We start from the raw sequence: 20,329 nt of genomic DNA, 5'->3' as shown, positions 1-20,329 counted from the left end.
GGCACGCCGTTCGCGCACGGCGGCGGGCGGTGGAATGGCTGGTCGACAACTCCCTGGTCGACGACGAAACAGGCGAGTGCCCTGCGACGCGGCTCGGCATGTCCACCGATCCGCCAACGCAACAGCGTCCACACGCACCCCGCTAACAAATGAAGCATCGATAACCAGCGATTGACTTGATGATCATCAGTCCTGGCACCCACCAGACCGGACCGGACACCCTCGGAGCCACCCGGACCAACCCGGACGCAGGGGACGCTCGTCGGACGAGCAGCCACCGAGCAGCCACACGTCCACAAGGGACGAAAAAGCAAAGAGCCTGGCCCGCGTTTCCGCAGGTCAGGCTCTTTTGATCTTGCGCGCCCGAAGGGACTCGAACCCCTAACCTTCTGATCCGTAGTCAGATGCTCTATCCGTTGAGCTACGGGCGCTTGTTGCTTGGCCAGTCTACACACCCGGCTTTCGCGCGGAGACTCCGGGATTCGAACCCGGGAGGGGCTTTAAGACCCCAACCGCATTAGCAGTGCGGCGCCATAGACCAGACTAGGCGAAGTCTCCCCGGTGGCCCGGAGACCACCGCGCCCGAGGATACAGGCCTGGACCCGCCTGGAGCAAAGCGACTACCGGTACGGCTCCCGCCGACCTCCATCGGCTGGCCCGGCGGGTCGACCCGGGGACCTGGATGCGGCCGTTTTCACGCTGTGCGGGACTCGGATTCGGACTACGCTCCATCGACATGGACGAGCAGCCGTCGAGCGCCCCGCCCAGCCGCGAGCCTGCTGAGAGAGCGCCGCGACGTCGTTCCGCCCGCCCGACCTTCACACCGCCCGCGATGCCGGAGTCCACTCCGGTGCCCGCCGAGCAGACGACTCCGGGGGACAGGCCGCCACGTCCTCGCCGGGCCAGGCCAGCTCCGGCCGTGCTGTTCCAGCCGCCGGCCCCGGACCAGCCGGTGTCCCCGCCGCCGCCTGGCGAGGCCGCGCTCAACCCGGCGGCCCCCGCGGCCTGGCGACCGCCCGTCCCGCCGGCCGCGGCCGACCAGCCCGAGGCCGACCCGTCGCCCCAACCGTCGCCGCCGGCGGGGCGCACCGCCCCGGAAAGTGACCTGGAACACAGTCAAGCGAACGTACCGCGTGCGACCACACCTGCTCAGCCCGGCGGGGAGGCGCCGGGCGGTCGGGACGAGTCCGGACCCGACAGCCCCGCACAGCAACGTGTGACGGACGTCTCCGAGGTCGAGCCGGCTAACCGAAAGACCGGCGCGGAAGGGGCAGTAGTGGCCAGGGACGCCGCAACGGCAACGCCGACCGCGAACACCACCGCGAAGCGGACGACGCCGGCCCGGAAGACGGCCACGCCGCAGAATACCGCCGCGCGGAAGAAGACCGCTGCCCCGGCGAAGGCCAGCGCACCGCGGAAGGCCGCCAGCGCCGCCCGGACGAAGAGGGCCGCCGCCGGAGCAGAAGCGGCACCCTCGCCCGTCGCCGCGAAGGCGGGGCCGGACGCGGGAAGCGGGACGGGACCGAACGCCGACAGCGGGACGGCACCGGACGCCGGCAGCAGGACGGGACCGGAAGCGGGAAGCGGGACGGCACCGGACGCCGGCAGTGGGACGGAGCCGGAAGCGGGAAGCGGGACGGCACCGGACGCCGGCAGCGGGACGGAGCCGGAAGCGGGAAGCGGGACGGCACCGGACGCCGGCAGCGGGATGGAGCCGGTCGCGGCACCGCAGGCCCCGGGCGGAACGGCGGCGACCGGTCGGGACCGGGTAGCCCCGTCGGCGCGTACCGATGAACGGGATCTGCGGGTGACGGCCGCGCGGCTGCTCGACCACCCCGGCTTCGCCCCGGAGTTGCTCGCCCTGGCCGCGGTACGGGCGCTCGGGCCGTCCGCCCGTGACTGGGTGGCGGGCCACCTGGCCGCCTACCCGGGCGCCTCGGCGGACGGGCTGGCGCGGCTCGCCACCCGACGGTTCGTGCGGCTGGCGGGGGCGGGCGGGGCGACCGCGGCGCTCGCCGGCGTGTTCGCGCCGGTGGCCGAGCTGGCGGCGGTGCTCTGGACGCAGGCCAACCTGGTGCTGCACCTGGCGGCCGCGTACGGCCGGGATCCGCTCGACCGGGACCGGGCGGTGGAGTTGCTGGTGCTGACCCGGGTGCATCCCGACGCGGAGAGTGCCCGGTCGGCGCTGGCGGCGGCGGAGGCGGCGAGCGGGCCCGGGGAGCAACCGTGGCCGCGGGCCGCCGAGGCGGCCTGGCGGTTGGCGGCGCCGTTGGCCGCGCAGGCCGGTGGGTGGTTGGGGCTCCGGTTGGCGTCCCGGCTGCTGCCGGGGGCGGCGGCGCTGGCCGCGGCGGCGGGCGACTCCGCTGCGGCGGAGCGGCTGGCGGCTCGGGCGGTCGCCGCCTACCGGCCGCCCCGGGCCCGGTCCGCCCATCAGCTTTGATCGACTCCATGTCGCCGCCGTGGCGGCATCCAACCCGCTCGGATACCGCCACGGCGGCGACATGGCGGCATCCGAGCCCCCCGGCGCGGCATCCGAACACCCCGGCGCGGCATCCGCGCCCCCGAGCGCGCGGTCAGAGCCAGCCGAACCAGGACTTCGGCAGCAGGGCGTAGCCGACGAAGGCCACCACGTCGAGCAGGGTGTGCGCGACGACCAGCGGCATCACGCGGCGGGTGCGCAGGTAGAACAGGCCGAACACCACGCCCATCACGGCGTTGCCGACGAACGCGCCGAAGCCCTGGTAGAGGTGGTAGGAGCCGCGCAGCAGGGCGCTGGCGGCGAGCACGGCGCCGACCCGCCAGTCGAGCTGCCGCAGGCGGGTGACCAGGTAGCCGACCACGATCACCTCCTCCAGGACGGCGTTCTGCGCGGCGGCGAGGAGCAGCACCGGCACGGCCCACCAGACGTCCGGCAGGGCGGCCGGGACGACGGTGGCGTTGACGCCGAGCTGCGCGGCGGCCCAGAACAGCGCCAGCCCGGGCAGGCCGATCAGCGCCGCGAGGCCGGCGCCGCGGGCCAGGTCCGACCCGGGCCGGCGCAGGTCCACCCCGAGGGTCCGCGCCGGGTCGCCGGGATCCCGCGCCAACAGGTGTACGGCGAGCAGCACCGGCAGCAGCGCGAACGCGATGCCGAGCAGCTGGTACGTCAGGTCCAGCCAGGGACGGCTCGACTGGGAGGTGTTCAGGGTGGCGGTCTGCTTCGACAGCGGCCCCTCGGCGGTCAGCTTCGCGACGATCGACACCGACGCGTACACCGCCGACTTCCCGAGCGACAGCCCGAGCACCAGCATCGTCTCCGCGCCGAGGATCCGGCGGGACACCGGGCGGGTGAGCTCCTCAACGGTCACGGCACCACTGTGCCCGACGCGCCGGCCGTCCGGACACGACCGCCTGATGCCGCCCGGACACGACCGGGCAATGCCAGCCCGGACACGACCGCCTGATGCCGCCCGGACACGACCGGGCGATGCCGTCCGGACACGACCGGGCGATGCCGCCCGGACACGGCCGGGCCATGCCGTCCGGGCACGGCCGGCGGACGGCATGAGGTGGTCGCACATTCTGTGCGACCGGTGGACACGCTCCGTGGACATTCTGTGGGTGCCCGATGCGCCGGCAGGAGGAGGACCCCATGGACAACTTCGCGCGGTTGCTGAAGGAGAGCTGGGCCCTGGTCGAGGGGGACCGGGATCGGCTGGGCGAGTACTTCTACGCCCGGCTGTTCCTGCTCGATCCCACGTTGCGCCAACTCTTCCCGGCCGAGATGGCCGGCCAGGGCAACCGTCTCCTGGACGCGATCGTCACCGCGATCCAGGTAATGGACGACGTCGAGAGCTTCGAGGAGTACCTGCGCTCCCTGGGGCGGGACCACCGGAAGTACCACGTCGACGCGGGGCACTACGAGACCGCGGGGATCGCGCTGCTGGACGCGCTGCGCACCACGGCCGGGGACGGCTGGAACCTGGAGTACGACCATGCGTGGCGGGACACGTACGCGGCGATCACCGAGAAGATGGGGGCCGGGGCGGCGGCGGACGAGAACCCGCCGTTCTGGCACGCCGAGGTGCTGACCCACGAGCGGCACGGCCCGGACACGGCCGTGCTGACCGTCCGCGCCCTCCAGCATCCGCTGCGCTGGCGGGCCGGGCAGTACGTGAGCGTCGAGGCGCCCCGGCACCTGCCCCGGGTGTGGCGTACGTACTCGGTGGCGAACGCGCCGAACGACGACGACGTCCTGGAGTTCCACGTCCGGACGCCGCCGGGGGCGGGCTGGCTGTCCGGGGTGCTGGTCCGCCGGACGAAGCCCGGTGATCTGCTCCGGGTGGCCGCACCGATGGGGTCGATGACGGTGGACCGCTCCTCGGAGCGGGACATCCTCTGCGTGGCGGGCGGGGTGGGGCTGGCCCCGATCAAGGCTCTGGTCGAGGATCTGGCGACCTGGAACCGGACCCGCTGGGTGCACGTCTTCTACGGCGACCGGCGGGCCGAGGACCTGTACGGGTTGGCCGGGCTGCGGGAACTGGTGGCCGCCCATCCCTGGCTGTCGGTGACGCCGGCGTGCAGCCAGGACCCGGACTTCGGGGGCGAGCAGGGCGACGTCGTCGAGGTCGTCAGCCGGTACGGCCCGTGGACCACCCACGACTGCTACGTCGCTGGCTCGGCCCGGTTGGTCCGGAACACGCTGCGGGCGCTCGCCGGGGACGACGTCCCGCCCGCGCACGTCCGGTACGACACGTTCGGCGAGTTGTAGCGGCACCCACGCGGGCGGCCGAGCGGCCGGCACCGAAAGGCTTTCCTCCCCCCGAAAACCGGGTCGCGTGCCCCTGCCCCCTGGGGCACGCGACCCGGTCCCCGCCGGCGTCGGGTCAGTACCGCCAGGGGTTACCGGTCTCGCGGTACTCCTCCACCGGGACCAGCGGCACGCCCGGCGTCATCCGGTCGACGTACAGCCGCCCGTCGAGGTGGTCGATCTCGTGCGCCACGAGCCGGGCCATGGCGAACTCGAACGCGGTGATGACTCGGCTGCCGTCCCACTGGGTGTGCTCAACGGCGATGCGCAGCGGCCGGGGCACCAGACCCCGGTGGTCGAAGAAGGAGAGGCACCCCTCGTACTGCTCGTCGGCCTCGGCCGACGACTCCACGACGCGGGGGTTGAGCAGCACCACGGAATCGGCCGCGCGGTCGGGTGGACGTACGACGGCGGCGGCCCAGGGAAGGCCGAGCTGCGGGGCGGCGATGCCGACGCCCTTGCTGAACGGGTGCAGCTCGTCGAGGCGGACGAGCGCCGAGCAGAGCCGGTCGACCACCTCGCGGGCGGTCGCCTCGTCGGCGGGCAGGTCGAACCGCCGGCTGGGCTGGCGCAGCAGGTCGGCGCCCCGCTGGACGATGCCGAGGGCGCGCATCCGGTCGCTGGCCCGGATCCGGCCGCCGCCGGCCGGCCCGCCGGTGTCCGACTCGGGCGGGCGGCTGCGGAAGCGCCACTGCAGCCGGTACCGGGCGTTGAGCGGCGGCTCCTCGGTGTCCCAGTCGAAGAACACCCGACCGTCGCGCTCCGCGCGGCGGATCGGGCGGCGCAGCGGGCCCTCCTCCGCCGAGAGCGAGGTCTCCACCCCCCAGACCTGGGAATCCAGCTCCGCGGGGAGGTCCAGCCGGACCGCCAGGCGTCGGGTGGGCAGGCGTACGGCACGCTGGAACCAGGGGCCCCACTTGTCCCGACCCACCTGGTACGTGTACTCGATGGTGACCCGGTCACCGGGGTAGAGCGGGAACCGCCCCTCGTCGTTCTCGAAGAGCAGCCAGATCTCCTTGAACGCGTCCCGGTCGTGCTTGGCCCGCCAGTGCATGGGCTCGGGGTCGCCACCGTCGTACCGGTACGCCTGCAGCTGCAGCTCGGCGAACGTGAGCGGGTGTTCCCGGTGGTGCCGGTTGGAACGACCCGGGTCGTTGGGGTACCGGTCGACGGCGATCCGGACGAGGTAGCGGCTGACGGGTTCGGTGCCGGCGTTGTACAGCTCGCGGCGGATGACGCACCGGTAGCTGTCGTCGAGGTAGGCGAGGGTCGCCTGCTCGCGTTCGACGATCAGGCCGGTCCCCGGCGGCAGCCACTGCCCGGGGGCGGGGTGGTCGCGGTGGGGCGGGGTGGTGCGGCCGTGGCGCAGCTCGTCGTACTCCCGGAAGCGCTGCCAGATCGCGCCGCTGGCCTCCAGGACGGCCTCCGCCCGGCGGGCGAAGTCCTCCGTCGGGCGGTGCCGGCGTCCCTCGACGTGGCTGACGTACGACGGGTCGAAGCCCATCATCGTGGCCAACTGTTTCTTGGACAGCCCCCGCTCGGTCCGGTGCCGGGCCAGTTCGGCCGCGAACGAGTCGGCGGCCCGCTCGATGGGAGAGGTCGTCATCGGCTTCCTCAACGCTGGGGAGTACCAGTCTCACGTTCCGTACGCAGAGCCGCATAAAACTGGCACCTTCTCGACACTCACCTTGACAATTCGGGCGCCGATGTCAACGCATCCGGCTCCCGCGCCCGCGCCCGTCGTTTCTCGCACCCCCCACCGGGTAGTACGCGGGCGCGCATGTCGGGGACCGCGCGGGTGGGGCGAGCGGGCCGCCGGCGTACGGAGTGACCCACGCCTCCGCCTCGCACCGAGGTGAGGCTTCCCTTATCTTCGCGGCGGTGGTTAGGCTAGCCTTAGCTCACGGTCCAGAGATGCGGCGGGGGGAGATCCTGGTGACAGCGGTGATGCCCAGGCGGGTGACCGCCGCCGCGCCGCTCGCCCCGGTGACCGCCACCATGCGCACGATGTTCGGCGCGGACGACCTGCCCGGCCTCGCGCCCGGCCTCCTGGTGACCGACGACCGGTTCCGCTGGGCCCCGGCCAGCACGCTGGTCGACGGCAGCCGGCTGCCGGAACTGCTGGACGCCGCCGCCCTGCGCTGGGGCGGCACCCCGCACGCCTGCGCCGCCCTGGCCTGGAAGTCGTACAGCTACTGGCTGTCCCTGCCGGCCGTGCTCGGCTGGGCGGCGGCCCGCCGGGTGCCCCTGCTCGACCCGGCCGACGTGCTGATCCACTTCGAGGACGACCGCCCGCTGGTGACCATCGGGCTGCGACCCTCGACCACGGTCGCGGTGCTCCCGAACGACCCGCTGGCGCTGGCCGGGCTCCCCGAGGTCCGGGTCGTCGCCGACGAGGCCGAGCTGCTGGCCGCGCTGCGCGGCTCCCTGCTCGACGCCCATCTCGCCCCGATGGTCGCCGCGATCCAGGCCGAGGTCCGCATCGGCGCCCGTACGCTGCTGGGCTCGGTGGCCTCGGGCATCGCGCACGGCGTGCTGCGCGCGGCCGACGCGCTGCCCGGCTCCGCGGCCCGGCACGTCGAGACGCTGCTCGGCGCGCTCGACCTGGCGGACCTGGTCGAGCTGGTGCCCGGGCCGTCCGGCGAGCCGACGGTGCAGCGGCGCACCTGCTGCCTCGCCTTCACCCTGCCCGAGCCGAAGGTCTGCCAGGGCTGCTGCCTGCGCTCGGCCTGACCCGGGTGCCGGCCCCGGGCCGCCGCTCAGCCTCGGGCCGCCGCTCAGCGTCGGGCCGCCGGTCAGCCTCGGGCCGCCGGTCAGCCTCGGGCCGCCGCTCAGCGGGTCAGCGGACGCACCTCCCACGGGCCGCCGCTCACCGGATCAGCGGACGCACCTCCCACGGACCGCCGCTCACCGGGTCAGCGGGCGCACGTCCCACAGCCAGACGCCGCCGGTGTACGTCGGCTTGAGCCCGGTCAGCTCCGTCATCCCCCGGCGCAGCGCCTCGGCGTGCTCGTGCGGCCCGAGCACCACCACCCCCGCCCGCCAGTACCGCAGGTCGTCCACCGCGGCCGCCCGGGCCTGCGGCGTGATCGGCGGCACCGCACCGGTGCGCCGGATCGTGGTGAAGAAGCTGCTGGTCGGGCGCGGCGGTGCGGTGAACAGGGCGATCGGCCCCTCCGACGCGCCGGGCCGGGTGTCGGGCCCGAGGAAGTAGCCCCGGGCGAGGGGCATGTCGAGCCCCGTCGCCGCCGACCAGCGCAGCGGGTCCGCGTAGTCGGTGTCGGGCTGCGGCAGGCTGACCACGCTGCGCCCGCCCGTCACGTACGGGCGCCAGGCGCCGGAGGTCACGAACTCGGGCACGGGGTCGAGGCGTACCGAGGGCAGCGGGGTGGGGAACGCGGGCAGCAGCGCCATGGTCAACACCGTGGCGGTGGCGAAGCGGATCTGCGGCCGGGCGGACGGGTGTTCCCGGGCGAGCCGGCGGGCGCGTTCGGCGCCGAGCGCGAGCAGCACCCCGACCACCGGGGTGATCGCCAGCGCCCACCGGGTGGGTACCACCGAGTGCAGGATCGGCAGGTTCTCCAGCGCCGCCCACGGGGCCGGCACCCCGGTCGCCCGCCCCTCGAACTGGATCTCCCGGCCGAGGGAGAGCACGCCGAAGAGCAGGCCGACCGCGGCGAGGCCGAGCACCGCGGGGCTGCGCCGCAGCCACCACACCAGCGCGCCGACCAGGACGACCAGGGGCCAGCCGAAGAAGCCGTTCTCCTCGGTGGGGTTCTTCACCAGGTGTCGGGTGAGGCGGGGGTCGCCGGCGACCGACTCACGGGCGAACGCGGTGAACGAGGCGAGGTCGGTGCGGTAGCCCCGGATCAGCCGGGACAGCCCCTCGTACGCGCCGGGCCCGAAGAACTGCACGTACAGCGGGTACGCCAGCAGGGCCCCGGCGACCACGGCGGCCACCCCGAGGCCGGCGGCGAAGGGCCGGGCCCGGCGCCGCAGGTCCGGCCGGCCCAGGGCCAGCGCGGCGACCACCACGCCGAGCCCGATCGCGGTCATCAGCAGGATCTCCAGGTTGACGAAGGCCTGCCAGACGACCACCAGTCCGAGCAGCACCCCGTTGCGCAGCCACCGGCCGCCGTCGGGCAGCCGCAGGGTGCGCCAGACGATCAGCGGCACCACGAACTGGCTGACGATGTTGGGGTGGGCGTTCGCGTGCGAGACCATCGCGGGCGCGAACGCGCAGAAGCCCGCGCCGAGCCAGGCCGGCCCTCGGGATCCGACCAGCACCCGGGAGAGCACGAGGTACCAGGCCGCCGCGGTGGCGATCATGCCGCCGGTGAGAAAGACCAGAAACGCCGTACGCGGGCCGAAAAGAACGGTGACCGGCGCTATTGGGAGAGAAACGGATAATACGGATGTGTTGGCCATCAGATTGACGCCGTCGGGCACATTCATCCGGTCCGAGGCGAACGGATAGGCGAAATCGGTCACGACGCGGGCACCGTGCGCCATCATCCATTCGAAGAGCGCCTGGTCCGACCTGTTGTCGCGTACCCCCGCATCGGGATCCGTCCAGAACCGGGCGGTCACCCAGAAACCCAGGAGCACGAAGCTGAACAGGGCGGCGGCGTCCACCCACCGACTGCGACGGGACACCGTGACCTCGGTTCGCCCGCCGCCGGACGCACCGCCCCCGGCGCCGCTCCGATCGGGGGCGGCACCCGTGCCGTCCCCGGCGGCGTCGCCAGGACGGCCCGGTTGGGGAGTAGTCATGACAATTCATAGCGTAGTCATGGAATGACACCGACGTGGCACGTTTCTGGGTACTGGCGTACTATGTGCCGGGTTCGCCGGCCTCCGATCCAGTGCCCACCCCCCGACCACAATTCGGCCACCGCGGTGCCCCAATTTGCCGCCGTCCCCATCGGATGGTTCACTCTGTCGGTCCCGGGTCAGGTCGAGTCACACCGTGAGGAATCGACGCATGGCAGAAATCACTGGGGATCAGCGTGTCCAGTCGGAGGTCCTGGAGGGCCTCGCCACGGCGGTCAACCACCGCAGGTGGTTCGTGGAGCTGGCCGTCCCGTACCTCGGTGACAACCCCATCGAGATCGGCAGCGGTCTGGGCGACTACGCCCTTGAGTGGGCCGCGCGCCTGCCCCGCTTCACCGCCACCGAAGCCGACCCGGACCGGCTGGTCGCGCTGAAGGAGCGCCTCGCCGACGAGCCGAACATCGAGGTACGGCAGATGCTGCTGCCGCACTCCGAGCGCGGGGACCACAGCGCCGCGGTGTCGTACAACGTGCTGGAGCACATCGAGGACCACGTGAGCGCGCTGAGTAGCATGCGCGACCTGGTCCGGCCGGGCGGCGCCGTGATCATCATCGTGCCGGCATTTGAGTTCGCGATGAGCCCGGCGGACATCGCCACCGGGCACGTCCGCCGGTACACGAAGAAGACCCTGGCCGCCGCGATGACCGAGGCCGGCCTGACGGTGGAGAAGATCCACTACGCGAACGCGCTCGGCCTGATCGGCTACTTCATGGCGACCAAGGTCTTCCGGCTGATGCCGAAGGAGGGCCCGATGGTGAAGGTGTACGACACCCTGGTGCTCCCGGCCACGAAGGCCGCGGAGCAGCTGGTTCGCCCCCCGTTCGGTCAGTCCGTCTTCGCGGTCGCCCGCGTCCCGTCGTAACCCTCCGCCCCGCGATCTTGCACTTTCGGCCCGGGCGAAGCGGACGAATGCCGCGAAGCAGGGGCCCGAAGTGCAAGATCGCGGGGCGGGGCGTCACTCCTTGACCTGGTACGTGGGGCGGATGACCGCCCGGGCGAGGGTGTGGAAGGCGAGGTTGAAGCCGACGACCGCCGGCGAGGCGCTCGGCGGGACGTCGAGGCGGTCCACGTCGACCGCGTGCACGACGAAGACATACCGGTGCGGCCGGTCGCCGGCCGGCGGGGCGGCGCCGCCGTACCCGGTGTCGCCGTAGTCGTTGCGGACGCTGAACGCGCCGCCGAGGTCGCTCTCACTGACTCCGCGGGGCAGCTCGGTCACCGACACGGGCACGTTGACCAGCGACCAGTGCCAGAAGCCGCTACCGGTCGGCGCGTCCGGGTCGAGACAGGTCACCACGAAGCTCTTCGTCTCGGCGGGAAAGTCCGACCAGGCCAGGTGCGGCGAGACGTTCCCGCCGCCGACGCTGCCGTGCGCGTACCGCTCGTCCATCGGCTCGCCGTTGGCCACGTCGTCACTGGTCAGCGTGAACGACGGAACGGTCGGCAGCAGCTCGTACGGGTCCGGGGCGATCGGTCGTTCCAGGGTCATCGGGGCGGCATCCTTCCAGTGGGCGCGATTTCCTGCGCCCCTTCTTACCCCGCCGCGCCCCGCGCGTCCCTCAGCTCGCCGCCGCGCGTCGCGGGGAGGCGCGACATCCGGCGGCATCGCCCCGTCCGGCTCAGACCCGGGGCCAGGTGATCCGCCCGGCGCGCAGGTCCTCGACCAGGCTGCGGACGTACGTCAGCTCGGCGTCGACGACCTGCCGCTGGTACTCGGTCTCGATCGCGAACAGCCGGGGCAGGAACCGGCCGACCTCGGCCACCTCCGCGTCGAGTGCGGCGAGCCGCTCGGTGAGGCGGGCGACCCGGGTGGTCAACGCGTCGACCGCGTCCGGTGGGGCGAGGTTCGGCAGGAACGACAGGGCGGCCGGGAACTCGGCGTACTCGCGGGCCGGGGTGGACAGCATGTCGCGCAGCCACTCGTCCAGGGTGACCCGCCCCGCGTCCGTGATCCGGTACGTGGTGCGTTCGGGCCGGTTGTCGGCGCGTTCCGTCGCTTCGACGGCCACCAGTCCGTCGCGGACCAGGCGCTGGATCGTCTGGTAGACGCTGTTGCGCTGGCTGACGTTGACCACGTCGTCCTTGTGCCGCTCCTTGATCAGCTGCTGCATCCGGTACGCGTGCATCGGCTCCTCGGTGAGCATCGACAGCACGGCCAGCGCGAGGACGGAACGGCGGGGTCGGTTCACCGGTCGAGCTTACCGATCGACAACCCGCTAGACATAAAATGTATAGTCATTACATGACTATCACCGCGCCCCTTCAGGCCACCTTCCGCGCCGGGCGGTGGCTGGCCCTCGGCGCCGTCGCCGGCCCAGTGGCGTTCACCCTCGCCTGGCTCGTGCTCGGCGCCCTGAGCAGCGGATACACCCTGTTCGGCCGTCGCTTCACCGACTACTCGCCGATCAGCCAGCCGATCAGCGGCCTCGGCATGGGGGCCACCGCCCCGTACATGAACGCCGCCTTCGTCGTCACCGGCCTGGCCCTGGCCGCCGGGGTGATCGGTGTCTTCCGCACCCTGCCGCCCGACCGGCCGACCCTGCGCCGCTGGTCGGCGGCGCTACTCGCCTGCACCGGGGTGGGGCAGGCGCTGTGCGGGATCTTCGACCTAGAGGCCATGGCACCGCACTCGCTCGGCTTCGCCCTGGCGGTCGCCACGCCGATCGTCGCCTTCCCGGCGGCCGGCCGCTGGTTCCGCGACCTCGCCGGATGGCGGCGGTTCGGCACCTGGCTTCGGCTCGGCGGCCCGCTGACGCTGGTGCTGCTGGTCGCGTTCTTCGCGACGTTCCAGCCGACCGCCGACGGCGCGGAGCATGGGGTCGCCGGGCTCGTCCAGCGCCTGCTCGTGCTGGAGGTGCACGCCTGGTTCGTGGCGATGGGTTGGCTCGCGTACCGGCGCGGCGGGGCTGAGAGCATCGGCATCGCCGGGCGCCGATAGAGTGCGACGGCATGGGCGCGATCAAGCCGTTCCACATCCTCATGCTCTGCTGCTGTCTCCTCACGTCGGCAGCACTGCTCGGCGGTCTCCTCTGGTACGCGACGAGCCGCAGGAGGCGGGGCTAACGGCTTCCGGCTTGCCGGTTGGCTCGTCAGGCACCCGGACCTATTCTCCAGGACAGGGACGCCCGGCCCCGTGCGCGGCGTGGGGCTGGTGACGGGCCAGGGAGGCGGCGGCATGTCCAGCGCGCAGTTGTACGACACCATCGGAGCCACCTACACCGTGACGCGGCGCACCGAGCCGCGGATCGCCGCAAGGGTCTGGGTCGCCCGCCGCGTGGTGGTGTTCACGCACGACACCAGTGACACCGGATGGCTCAATCGGTTCTGGCTTACTCGCGACTACCTACCTGAAGCCGCCAATCTCGTTGTCGGCCGGCCTGCGCTGACCGAGCTGGCCAGCGCGATCGGAGCCCGCGTGGAGCCGGTGCCCATCCCGTGGGACTGCGCTGACGGCTTCTTCGAGGCCTACTGGCGGCAGCCCGAGGCATACCTGGACGAGAACGTCCGGCGCGGGGTGTCGGTCTGGGCCAGGGTCGGGCCGGACGTCGAGCAGAGGGCAGTGCAGAACCTCCGTGACGACCTCGCCTCGGGTCGGTGGGCAGAACGCAACCGCGACCTCGTCGATCTCGATGCGGCAGAGCTTGGCCTTCGCCTGCTTGTCGCCTGAACCCGCCACATCCGGGTACGACTTCGCTGCCCGAAGCCATGGGCGGCCCAGGCCCCACCCGCAGCGGTCAACGGTGCGGGAGAGCGGAGGGTGTGGGATTCGAACCCACGAGGACGTTGCCGCCCTACCGGTTTTCAAGACCGAGCCGATCACGACCCTGACCAGCACCAACGCCGCTGAGGTCATGCACGACGACACGCATGCGACAAGACCACGCCGCGAGTCGGCTGCCAGTAGCCGCGCCGACACGTTATCGGCTCCGCTCTCGCCCGGCGGCTGAGGTGCCACATGCTGCGCGGCCCAGGACAGGGCTTAAAACCCTATCGTGGGTTGGCTACGTATACGAGGGTGGCGTCATCACTCTTCTTGTTGCGTGGCCACCGGAGGGCAACCGGGTCGGACTCTTCGAGCTGGCGCACGCGCCGGAGCGCTTCACTCGGCCCCTGATTCTCCAGCAGGTCAAGCATTTCTCTCCAGCTAACGTCATTGAAAATCCGCACGAGCCTTGCCGCGCCATCGGTCAACAGGATCGACCGAGTGACGGTTTCGATGGGCACTGCTTCGATGATTGCGTGGCTGACGACCGTGGGATCTGCTGCTGAAACCCAGAAACCTCCCTCTGTGTTTCGGGCGGCTAGTTCGGCGTGCTTCATTCGGATCAGGGCATCGGCTTTCTCTGCCGAGCCGATCGGGTGTTTGTCCGCTTCTCGGCGCTCTGCCTGCGCAGTCTTATCGACCCGATCATCAATGATGACGCTTAAATGCGATTCGGAAGCGAGGATGATGCCGACATCTCCGAGAACCATGTATTCGAGGTGACTGGGCGTGCGACGAAGAACGGCCACGGCAGCCGAAGGGGTGCCGGGACTCGTTAGGTCGCATTCGGGATGCTTCTCGGCAACAGTTTTGATCGCCGTTGCCAGGGCCGCCGGCAACGCCATTGATGCGTCGCTCGCCTGTGCCGAGACTGCGGCACCGAGCTGGGCCGCATACCAGGAGACGCCGTGGATGCAGCCGGTGTCGGTTCGGGCGGTCGCGCCGTCGAGCACTACGACCAGATTCGGCGATGCCGAGAACCAGTCTTCATTGAGCCTGTCTGCCTTTGACGGCTCTGACGCTGCAAGGATTCGCATGCTTCTCAGCTTTCGTGGCGGTAGATCGGAGTCACACGCTCACAGGAAAGGATCTTCCTCGGGTTGGCTGGGTCGTACTCGCAGCGAACCACCATCGAGAATCGGCGACTCTTAAGCTCCTTGTGGAGCTGGGCAAGGTTGTTGGCGACGAAATGGGCAGCGCCCAGCGTTCCCTGTGCGTGGGTGCCAGCGAGGTACAGGAATGATCCCTTGCCGTCCGGCCGAGGCAATCGGCCAACATATCCGTAGTCCGCTGATCGCCCGTCGTCGCGGGGAGAGCGATATTCGGTTTCGCCGTCGATGAGATACCAACCACGTTCGTCTGAGGCGAAACGCAGATGCGGATCGGCTTCCATCACCTGGCCCACGAAAGGCAAGAGTCGTGGCGAGGTAAGGACAATGAGGTTCGGGCGATTAAGGTGCACGAACCCCGGGGGTGGAACTACTTCGTAGTTGGCATCTAGCCCAACGGTCCGCGCCAGGTCTGCAAGGACGTTGTAGGCCGCGAAGCTCTCGGCCGAGAGCATGTCGCCCGGGTCGTGTCGGCCAGACTCCTGCTTTCCCCCGATGGCAACCGTCAAACGACCGGTGCCGAGGAAGGCGCGTTCGGGGCGGGTACCAGCGGACAGCAGTTGCGAAACCCGCGATCGAGACATGTCGAGCAGGTCTGCGATCTGCGCCTGCGTCAAGCCGTCGACCAGGAGTTGTTCAAGGGCTTCCCGGCGAATCCGTGACAGTTCGGCGATCGCGGCTTGGTAGTCCTCGATCAGCTCATGCGCGGCCCTTGCTCGCTCTCGCGTGTCGCCCACGGTGGCTACCGCTGCTGGGTCCTTCACCCGGCGCTCCCTTCGTCAAGGGGGCTAATCCTACCCGAGGTGCCTTGACCCGCCCGAACGCTGCCGCCCTGTGAGTGGGGGCGAACTCGCTTGTTGAGGGGGGTTGACTGGCTCCGGTAGGCCGTGTTCAACTTGTCGCCACCACCCCCCTGGATCGCAGGGTTTAGGGGGGTCAACTCGCCGGTCGGTCGTCGGCGTCGGCGTTGCGGCTTCGGCTGCGGCGTTCGCGTACGGGCTGCCGTGCACACGTTCATTGAGAACTTCACAGCAGGAGCGCCGCGTAGATCCGTCTGCGGTATGCCCGCCTTGAGCCACATGGTGGTCGACCCCGGTAGGTCCCGGGCGAGCGGGCCGAGTGGACGGGTCCGGCGCGCGGTTTCGCTTCTGCCACTGATCCAACCCATGTCTGTCCCGTGGTGCGGTCCGCCTGGCCGTGCCGCGGGTTGCCCAGGCAACCGAGAGAGGTGACCCCATGAACCTGGCCAACCGCGTCCGGATCACGGTCCGGCAGTCGTCCCCCCTACGGCAGTGCGACCGGTGCAAGCAGGTGAGCGCGCGCGCCACCTGCTCATGCCCGGCAAAGCGCCGCCGCCACTGACCATCTCCGAGAGGAACCAACCCGATGCTTCCCCCGAACGAGCCGACCGCCGCCGACCTGGCCGCGATCGAGGCGGAATGGCCGCTGATCGCGGCCGAACTCGACCTGCTCGACGCCGAGATCACCATGCTCTACGCCGAGGACCACGGCGGACCCTCGCCGCTGGACTGGCGGCGACTGCGCCGGGCCGCCGCCCGCGTCACCCGCGCCGCCGCCGACCTGGCCGACCGCGCCGCCGACCCGCACCGCGCCGACCGGTCGGGGCAGGTGGCGTGATGGCCAACGAGCGCCCCAACACCGCCGCCGAGGTGGCCGCCGCCCTGCGGACGGTCGCAGACAAGTTCGCCGCCCTCGGGGAGGCGCCCCTGCCCGGTGTGGGTGTGTCGGTCGACATCCTTCCCCACGGTGGGGAAGAGGTGGAGATGGCCGCCATCGACCTGATCGGCGGTGCCCTCTACGGCCGCCCTGGCCAGACGCGCGAGCTGTCCGGCGGCATTTACCACCACACCGCGGGGGCCATCGTCGCTGGCATTTCAGTGACCGCCTTCACGCGGGTGACGCCGCCGGCCGAGCGGGAGATGCGGGCCGAACTCGACCGGTTGCGCGCCGAGCTGGCCGCCGCGAACGGCACGGGCCAGGTGTCGGCATGACCCGGCCGGTCCTGTCCCCCGCTGACTGCTGCATCTGCGACCCGGAGATGTGCGCCGCCGACGACACCGGTGAGCACTGCATCACCCGGTCTTGCGGGTCCTGCTTGCACGGCTGTCCCGCCCCGGACGGCCAGTGCTGCACCGCCCCGAACCGCCCGGAGGTGACCAGGTGAGCCAGCACGAACCGAAACGCACCCGCCGGCCCTGGTCAACCAGCCCCGACGTGTTCCACAGCACCGGCCGTGACGGCTTCACCGGGGCCGCCAAGGGCGGCCGAACCCTGGGCGTCAGCGAACACCGACCCGCACCCACCCCCCGACCCGCCAACCGGAAGGACAACAGCCGATGACCACCCCGACCATCAACGGCACCCGCTACCCGCAGCCCGTAGACGCACTGCTGCCCAAGGCCCGCGAGTTGGCGAAGGAGTTGGGCGAGGTGCCCAGCCGTAACCGGCTGATGCGGGAGTACCGCATCGGTGCCCCGAAGGCCGACGAGCTGCGCGCCCGGCTTCTCGACGAGCCGCAGCGTCCCGCGCTTCCCCTGAATGAAGTGCTGCGGGCGGTGGTCGAGCGCACTGAGGCGACCGGAACCCTGCCCACCGCTGCTGAGGTGGCCACCGAGTACGGAATCGCTCGCCCGGAAGTGGCCGAGCTGGTCCACGCGGCGGCGGGGGTCGCGGTCCGGCGGCGGGCCGCCGGCTTGCCGACCGACCTCGATGACGACTGGACGCCGCCGCTGGATCGGCCGGACGACGAGACCGCCGAGCCGCCCGCGATCGGCCAGGCCCTGCTGGCGTCAGGCATTCGGCTCGCTGAGCAGCGCGGGCACGTCCCGACCGCCGACGAACTCGCTGAGGCGTTCACCCTCAGCCCCGACCGGGCCGCCAGGCTGCGGCACCTGATGGGCCTGTACCGGCAGCGGCAGGGCCTGCCGGTGGCCCCGGAGCCCACCACCATCACCCCGAACGAGCCGGCCCCCGACCCGTGGGACTACGCCGAGCCGATCGGCCCGGACCCGGCACCGGCCCCGGCCGTGCCCGAGTCCGCCCCGCCGAGCGAGCCGAACCCGACCCCCGCCCCGATCGAGCCGGCCGCCGAGCCGGTCGAGCAGGTCACGAATGTCGGTCACCCGGGCACGCCCACCCCGGAGAAGCCAGCGCGGCGGCCCGTCGTGTGGCCCGTCGTGCTCATGGCACTGGGCGCGTTCGTCGCCGTCTGGTCCGGCTGGGTGGGACTCGGCCGGATGACCGGGTTCGGCATGGTGGACCTGCTGCCCGGCATCGTGGACCCGGGTTCGTGGGCCACCATCGATTCGGCGATCACCCTGCCGATCGGGGTGGAGGCGTACGCCGCGTACGCCCTGTACGTGTGGCTGTCCGGTCGGGTACCGGACCGCGCTCGCCGGTTCGCCAAGTGGTCGGCCATCGCATCACTCACGGTCGGGGCGCTCGGCCAGGTCGCCTACCACCTGCTCGCCGCCAACGGCATCACGGCGGCCCCGTGGTGGATCACCACTCTCGTTTCCTGCCTCCCCGTCGCGGTGCTCGGCATGGGCGCCGCCCTCGCGCACCTCGTCCGCGCCCACGACTAGCTACGCCCGGCGGCACAGCTCACGGCCTAGGAAACCCGCTGTGCCGCCGGTCCCCCTGCCGATCCGTAGACCGTTGGAGGAACCCCCATCATGACGTCCCCCCGAGATGACGACCGTTTCGACTGGCAGGCCGCGGAGAACGACCTGACCGACACCACCGCCGGCCCGGATGCTGAGGTGGTCGACCTGGACGACGCCCGCGCCCGCCGCATGCCCCGGCCGCGCCCGGCCGGTGACACGCACTTCGACGTGACCTTGGACGAGATGCCGCAGCGCGGCGGAATGCTGGTCGACCCGCCGCCGGTTCCGCCGTCCGGTCGCCGGCCGATCATCCCGTCCGGGTGGTCGACGTGGCCGAACATCAAGCACAGCATCCGGCAGGCCGCCGAACTGGCCGCCTACCGAGCCGGGTTCCACACCGTGCGCGCCCCCTGGTACGCCGTGCAGGCTGGCTTTTGGGCGACGGTCGGGGCGTTCCGCCTCACCGGCCGCCAGTTGCGCTGGTGGTGGGTGGCCGAGCAGACCGGCCTACGGCAGGCCGCCGCCGACGCGGGCGACGCGCAGACCTGGCACAAGCTGCACCGGGAGGTAAAGGCCACCCGCGCGTGGCGGGGCCTGATCCTCACCGCCGAAGCCCTGACACTGGCCATCGGCGGGCCGATCGTGTGGGCCACCGCCCCGTGGTGGGCGCTGACCGCCGGCACCGGCCTCGTCGTGGCCTACCTGGCGCACGTCGGGCGGCCTGATGACCGGCCGATCATCACCCCGGCCACAGTGGCGGGACGGTTCCGGCGGGTCAACCCGGACATCATCCTGCGCGCCTACTACGCCGCCGGGCTGGGCAACCCGGACAAGCCGCACCAGCGGGTGGAGTTCGGCTCCACGATGGCCCGTGACCCGTCCGGCACCGGGTCGCAGGTGTCGATCGACCTGCCGTACGGCAAGACGTTCGACGACGCGGTGAAGGCCCGCGGTGCCATCGCCTCCGGTCTCGATGTGGCCGTGTCGCAGGTGTTCATCTCCCGCGACCCGTCATCCCATCGCCGGCACACGTTGTGGGTGGCCGACCGTGACCCCCTGGCCGTGGGGGCGGGTCGGACGCCGCTGCTGCGGTGCAAGCCGACCGACATTTGGCAGCCTGCCCCGTTCGGGGTGGACGAGCGTGGCAACAAGGTCAGCGTGCCGCTGATGTGGACGTCCATGTTGATCGGGGCGCAGCCCCGGCAGGGTAAGACGTTCGCCGCCCGCTCCCTGGCCCTCTACGGCGCGCTCGACCCCTACGTCAAGCTCACCGTCTTCGACGGGGGCGGCAAGCCGGACTGGCGGAAGTTCTCCCTGGTCGCGGACCGGTGCGCGTTCGGTCTGGCCATGACCCGCGACGGCGACCCCGCCGAACTCCTGGTAGAGGCGCTACGGGAGTTGAAGGCCGACGTTCAGGACCGCTACGAGCGGCTATCCGCCCTCCCCGTCGACGTATGCCCGGAAGGCAAGCTGACCAGGGAGATTGCCCGCGACCCGAAGTACCGCATGCCGGTGCGCATGGTGATCCTGGACGAGTTCCAGGAGTACTTCGACCTGGGCGAAGTGTCCAAGGAAATCGCGTCGCTGCTGGTCTACCTGGTCAAGGTCGCCCCGGCCGCCGGGGTGATCCTGGTCGACGCCACGCAGCGGCCCTCCGGGGTCGGCAGCGGGCAGGTGGCGCAGCAGTTCATCTCCTACCGGGACAACCACCAGGTCCGGTTCTCCCTGCGCACCGGATCGTGGCAGGTCAGTGACCTCGTGTTGGGCTCCGGTGCCTACAGCGAGGGTCACGACTCGTCCACGCTGCTGCCCACCTACAAGGGTGTCGGCATCCTGCGCGGCGCATCGGATGCCACCCCCACCGTGCGGACGTACCTCGCGGACCAGGAAGACGCGGAGAAGATCCTGCTGGCCGCGCGGAAGCTGCGCGAGGCTGCCGGCACGCTGACCGGGATGGCGGCCGGGGAGGACATCACCCGCGACTCCCGCGATGTGCTGGCGGACGTGCGGTCGCTGTTCGGGCCAGGCGAGCGCGGGTTGCAGTGGGAAGACATCGCCGCCCGCCTGGCCGAGCGGATGCCAGAGCACTACGCGGACATCACCGCCGAGTCGATCTCCGCTCAGGTCCGCGCGTTTGGTGTACCGAGCGTAGATGTCAAGCGGGCCGGCAAGGTCCTCAAGGGAGCCAAGGCCGACGCGATCGACGCCG

At 71.5% G+C, this 20,329-nt stretch carries 17 protein-coding genes, 2 tRNA genes and 1 pseudogene; 11 read left to right on the top strand and 9 right to left on the bottom strand.

Going from position 1 to position 20,329, the window contains the following annotated elements:
• Positions 1-358 precede the first annotated feature (358 nt).
• Positions 359-431 (bottom strand) — tRNA-Arg (locus tag ABGB16_RS29910).
• A gap of 36 nt (positions 432-467) precedes the next feature.
• Positions 468-558: transfer RNA gene (locus tag ABGB16_RS29905), tRNA-Ser, on the bottom strand.
• 1,249 nt (positions 559-1,807) lie between these two features.
• Between ABGB16_RS29905 and ABGB16_RS29900 the strand changes: the two genes are divergently transcribed.
• Complete coding sequence (locus tag ABGB16_RS29900) at positions 1,808-2,440, top strand: hypothetical protein (RefSeq protein WP_347671426.1); 633 nt, start codon at positions 1,808-1,810, stop codon at positions 2,438-2,440.
• Positions 2,441-2,573: 133 nt separating this feature from the next.
• Here ABGB16_RS29900 and ABGB16_RS29895 read toward each other — a convergent pair whose 3' ends face one another.
• Complete coding sequence (locus ABGB16_RS29895) at positions 2,574-3,290, bottom strand: CPBP family intramembrane glutamic endopeptidase (protein ID WP_347671429.1); 717 nt, start codon at positions 3,288-3,290, stop codon at positions 2,574-2,576.
• 341 nt (positions 3,291-3,631) lie between these two features.
• Here ABGB16_RS29895 and ABGB16_RS29890 point away from each other — a divergent pair, with 341 nt between their 5' ends.
• Positions 3,632-4,750 (top strand): globin domain-containing protein, encoded by a 1,119-nt coding sequence (locus ABGB16_RS29890; protein WP_347671425.1) that lies wholly within the window; start codon positions 3,632-3,634, stop codon positions 4,748-4,750.
• Positions 4,751-4,865: 115 nt separating this feature from the next.
• On the opposite strand, the gene ABGB16_RS29885 is transcribed toward ABGB16_RS29890, so the two are convergent.
• Positions 4,866-6,395 (bottom strand): peptide deformylase, encoded by a 1,530-nt coding sequence (locus tag ABGB16_RS29885; RefSeq protein ID WP_347671424.1) that lies wholly within the window; start codon positions 6,393-6,395, stop codon positions 4,866-4,868.
• A gap of 341 nt (positions 6,396-6,736) precedes the next feature.
• On the opposite strand from ABGB16_RS29885, the gene ABGB16_RS29880 reads away from it, so the two are divergent.
• A complete protein-coding gene (locus ABGB16_RS29880) occupies positions 6,737-7,522 on the top strand; it encodes an IucA/IucC family C-terminal-domain containing protein (RefSeq protein WP_347671428.1) in 786 nt (261 codons plus the stop codon).
• Positions 7,523-7,696: 174 nt separating this feature from the next.
• On the opposite strand, the gene ABGB16_RS29875 is transcribed toward ABGB16_RS29880, so the two are convergent.
• Positions 7,697-9,562, bottom strand: a complete 1,866-nt coding sequence (locus ABGB16_RS29875) for a hypothetical protein (RefSeq protein ID WP_347671423.1) — start codon at positions 9,560-9,562, stop codon at positions 7,697-7,699.
• A 211-nt stretch (positions 9,563-9,773) separates the two neighbouring features.
• Here ABGB16_RS29875 and ABGB16_RS29870 point away from each other — a divergent pair, with 211 nt between their 5' ends.
• On the top strand, positions 9,774-10,484 hold the full coding sequence (locus tag ABGB16_RS29870; RefSeq protein ID WP_347671422.1) for a methyltransferase domain-containing protein: 711 nt from the start codon (positions 9,774-9,776) through the stop codon (positions 10,482-10,484).
• A gap of 93 nt (positions 10,485-10,577) precedes the next feature.
• Here the strand turns inward: ABGB16_RS29870 and ABGB16_RS29865 are convergent, their stop codons facing one another.
• Both ABGB16_RS29865 and ABGB16_RS29860 read right to left on the bottom strand, forming a co-directional pair.
• On the bottom strand, positions 10,578-11,111 hold the full coding sequence (locus ABGB16_RS29865) for a YbhB/YbcL family Raf kinase inhibitor-like protein (RefSeq protein WP_347671421.1): 534 nt from the start codon (positions 11,109-11,111) through the stop codon (positions 10,578-10,580).
• Between the two features lie 130 nt (positions 11,112-11,241).
• Positions 11,242-11,811: a PadR family transcriptional regulator gene (locus tag ABGB16_RS29860; RefSeq protein WP_347671420.1), complete on the bottom strand. Its 570-nt coding sequence runs from the start codon at positions 11,809-11,811 to the stop codon at positions 11,242-11,244.
• A 53-nt stretch (positions 11,812-11,864) separates the two neighbouring features.
• Here ABGB16_RS29860 and ABGB16_RS29855 point away from each other — a divergent pair, with 53 nt between their 5' ends.
• Both ABGB16_RS29855 and ABGB16_RS29850 read left to right on the top strand, forming a co-directional pair.
• On the top strand, positions 11,865-12,560 hold the full coding sequence (locus ABGB16_RS29855) for a DUF998 domain-containing protein (protein WP_347671419.1): 696 nt from the start codon (positions 11,865-11,867) through the stop codon (positions 12,558-12,560).
• Positions 12,561-12,806: 246 nt separating this feature from the next.
• Positions 12,807-13,289, top strand: a pseudogene (locus ABGB16_RS29850) (MerR family transcriptional regulator); the annotation flags it as partial.
• A 320-nt stretch (positions 13,290-13,609) separates the two neighbouring features.
• Here the strand turns inward: ABGB16_RS29850 and ABGB16_RS29845 are convergent.
• Both ABGB16_RS29845 and ABGB16_RS29840 read right to left on the bottom strand, forming a co-directional pair.
• Positions 13,610-14,422 (bottom strand): protein phosphatase 2C domain-containing protein, encoded by an 813-nt coding sequence (locus tag ABGB16_RS29845; RefSeq protein ID WP_347671418.1) that lies wholly within the window; start codon positions 14,420-14,422, stop codon positions 13,610-13,612.
• 5 nt (positions 14,423-14,427) lie between these two features.
• On the bottom strand, positions 14,428-15,258 hold the full coding sequence (locus tag ABGB16_RS29840) for a sigma factor-like helix-turn-helix DNA-binding protein (RefSeq protein WP_347671417.1): 831 nt from the start codon (positions 15,256-15,258) through the stop codon (positions 14,428-14,430).
• A 622-nt stretch (positions 15,259-15,880) separates the two neighbouring features.
• Here ABGB16_RS29840 and ABGB16_RS29835 point away from each other — a divergent pair.
• From ABGB16_RS29835 to ABGB16_RS29815, 5 genes are all read left to right on the top strand, one after another.
• On the top strand, positions 15,881-16,132 hold the full coding sequence (locus ABGB16_RS29835) for a DUF6284 family protein (RefSeq protein WP_347671416.1): 252 nt from the start codon (positions 15,881-15,883) through the stop codon (positions 16,130-16,132).
• Positions 16,132-16,506: a hypothetical protein gene (locus ABGB16_RS29830; RefSeq protein WP_347671415.1), complete on the top strand. Its 375-nt coding sequence runs from the start codon at positions 16,132-16,134 to the stop codon at positions 16,504-16,506. Before ABGB16_RS29835 ends, ABGB16_RS29830 begins: the two co-directional genes overlap by 1 nt.
• A gap of 169 nt (positions 16,507-16,675) precedes the next feature.
• Positions 16,676-16,855, top strand: a complete 180-nt coding sequence (locus ABGB16_RS29825; RefSeq protein WP_347671414.1) for a hypothetical protein — start codon at positions 16,676-16,678, stop codon at positions 16,853-16,855.
• A gap of 455 nt (positions 16,856-17,310) precedes the next feature.
• Positions 17,311-18,099, top strand: coding sequence for an ABC transporter permease (locus ABGB16_RS29820; protein ID WP_347671427.1), 789 nt, complete (start codon positions 17,311-17,313; stop codon positions 18,097-18,099).
• A 90-nt stretch (positions 18,100-18,189) separates the two neighbouring features.
• Positions 18,190-20,329 (top strand): cell division protein FtsK (locus tag ABGB16_RS29815; protein ID WP_347671413.1); only part of this gene is annotated, 2,140 nt, incomplete at its 3' end.

Origin of the sequence: Micromonospora sp. B11E3, assembly GCF_039871625.1 — a bacterium.
Lineage (GTDB): Bacteria > Actinomycetota > Actinomycetes > Mycobacteriales > Micromonosporaceae > Micromonospora.
This window is presented reverse-complemented; position numbering and strand designations above follow the sequence as displayed.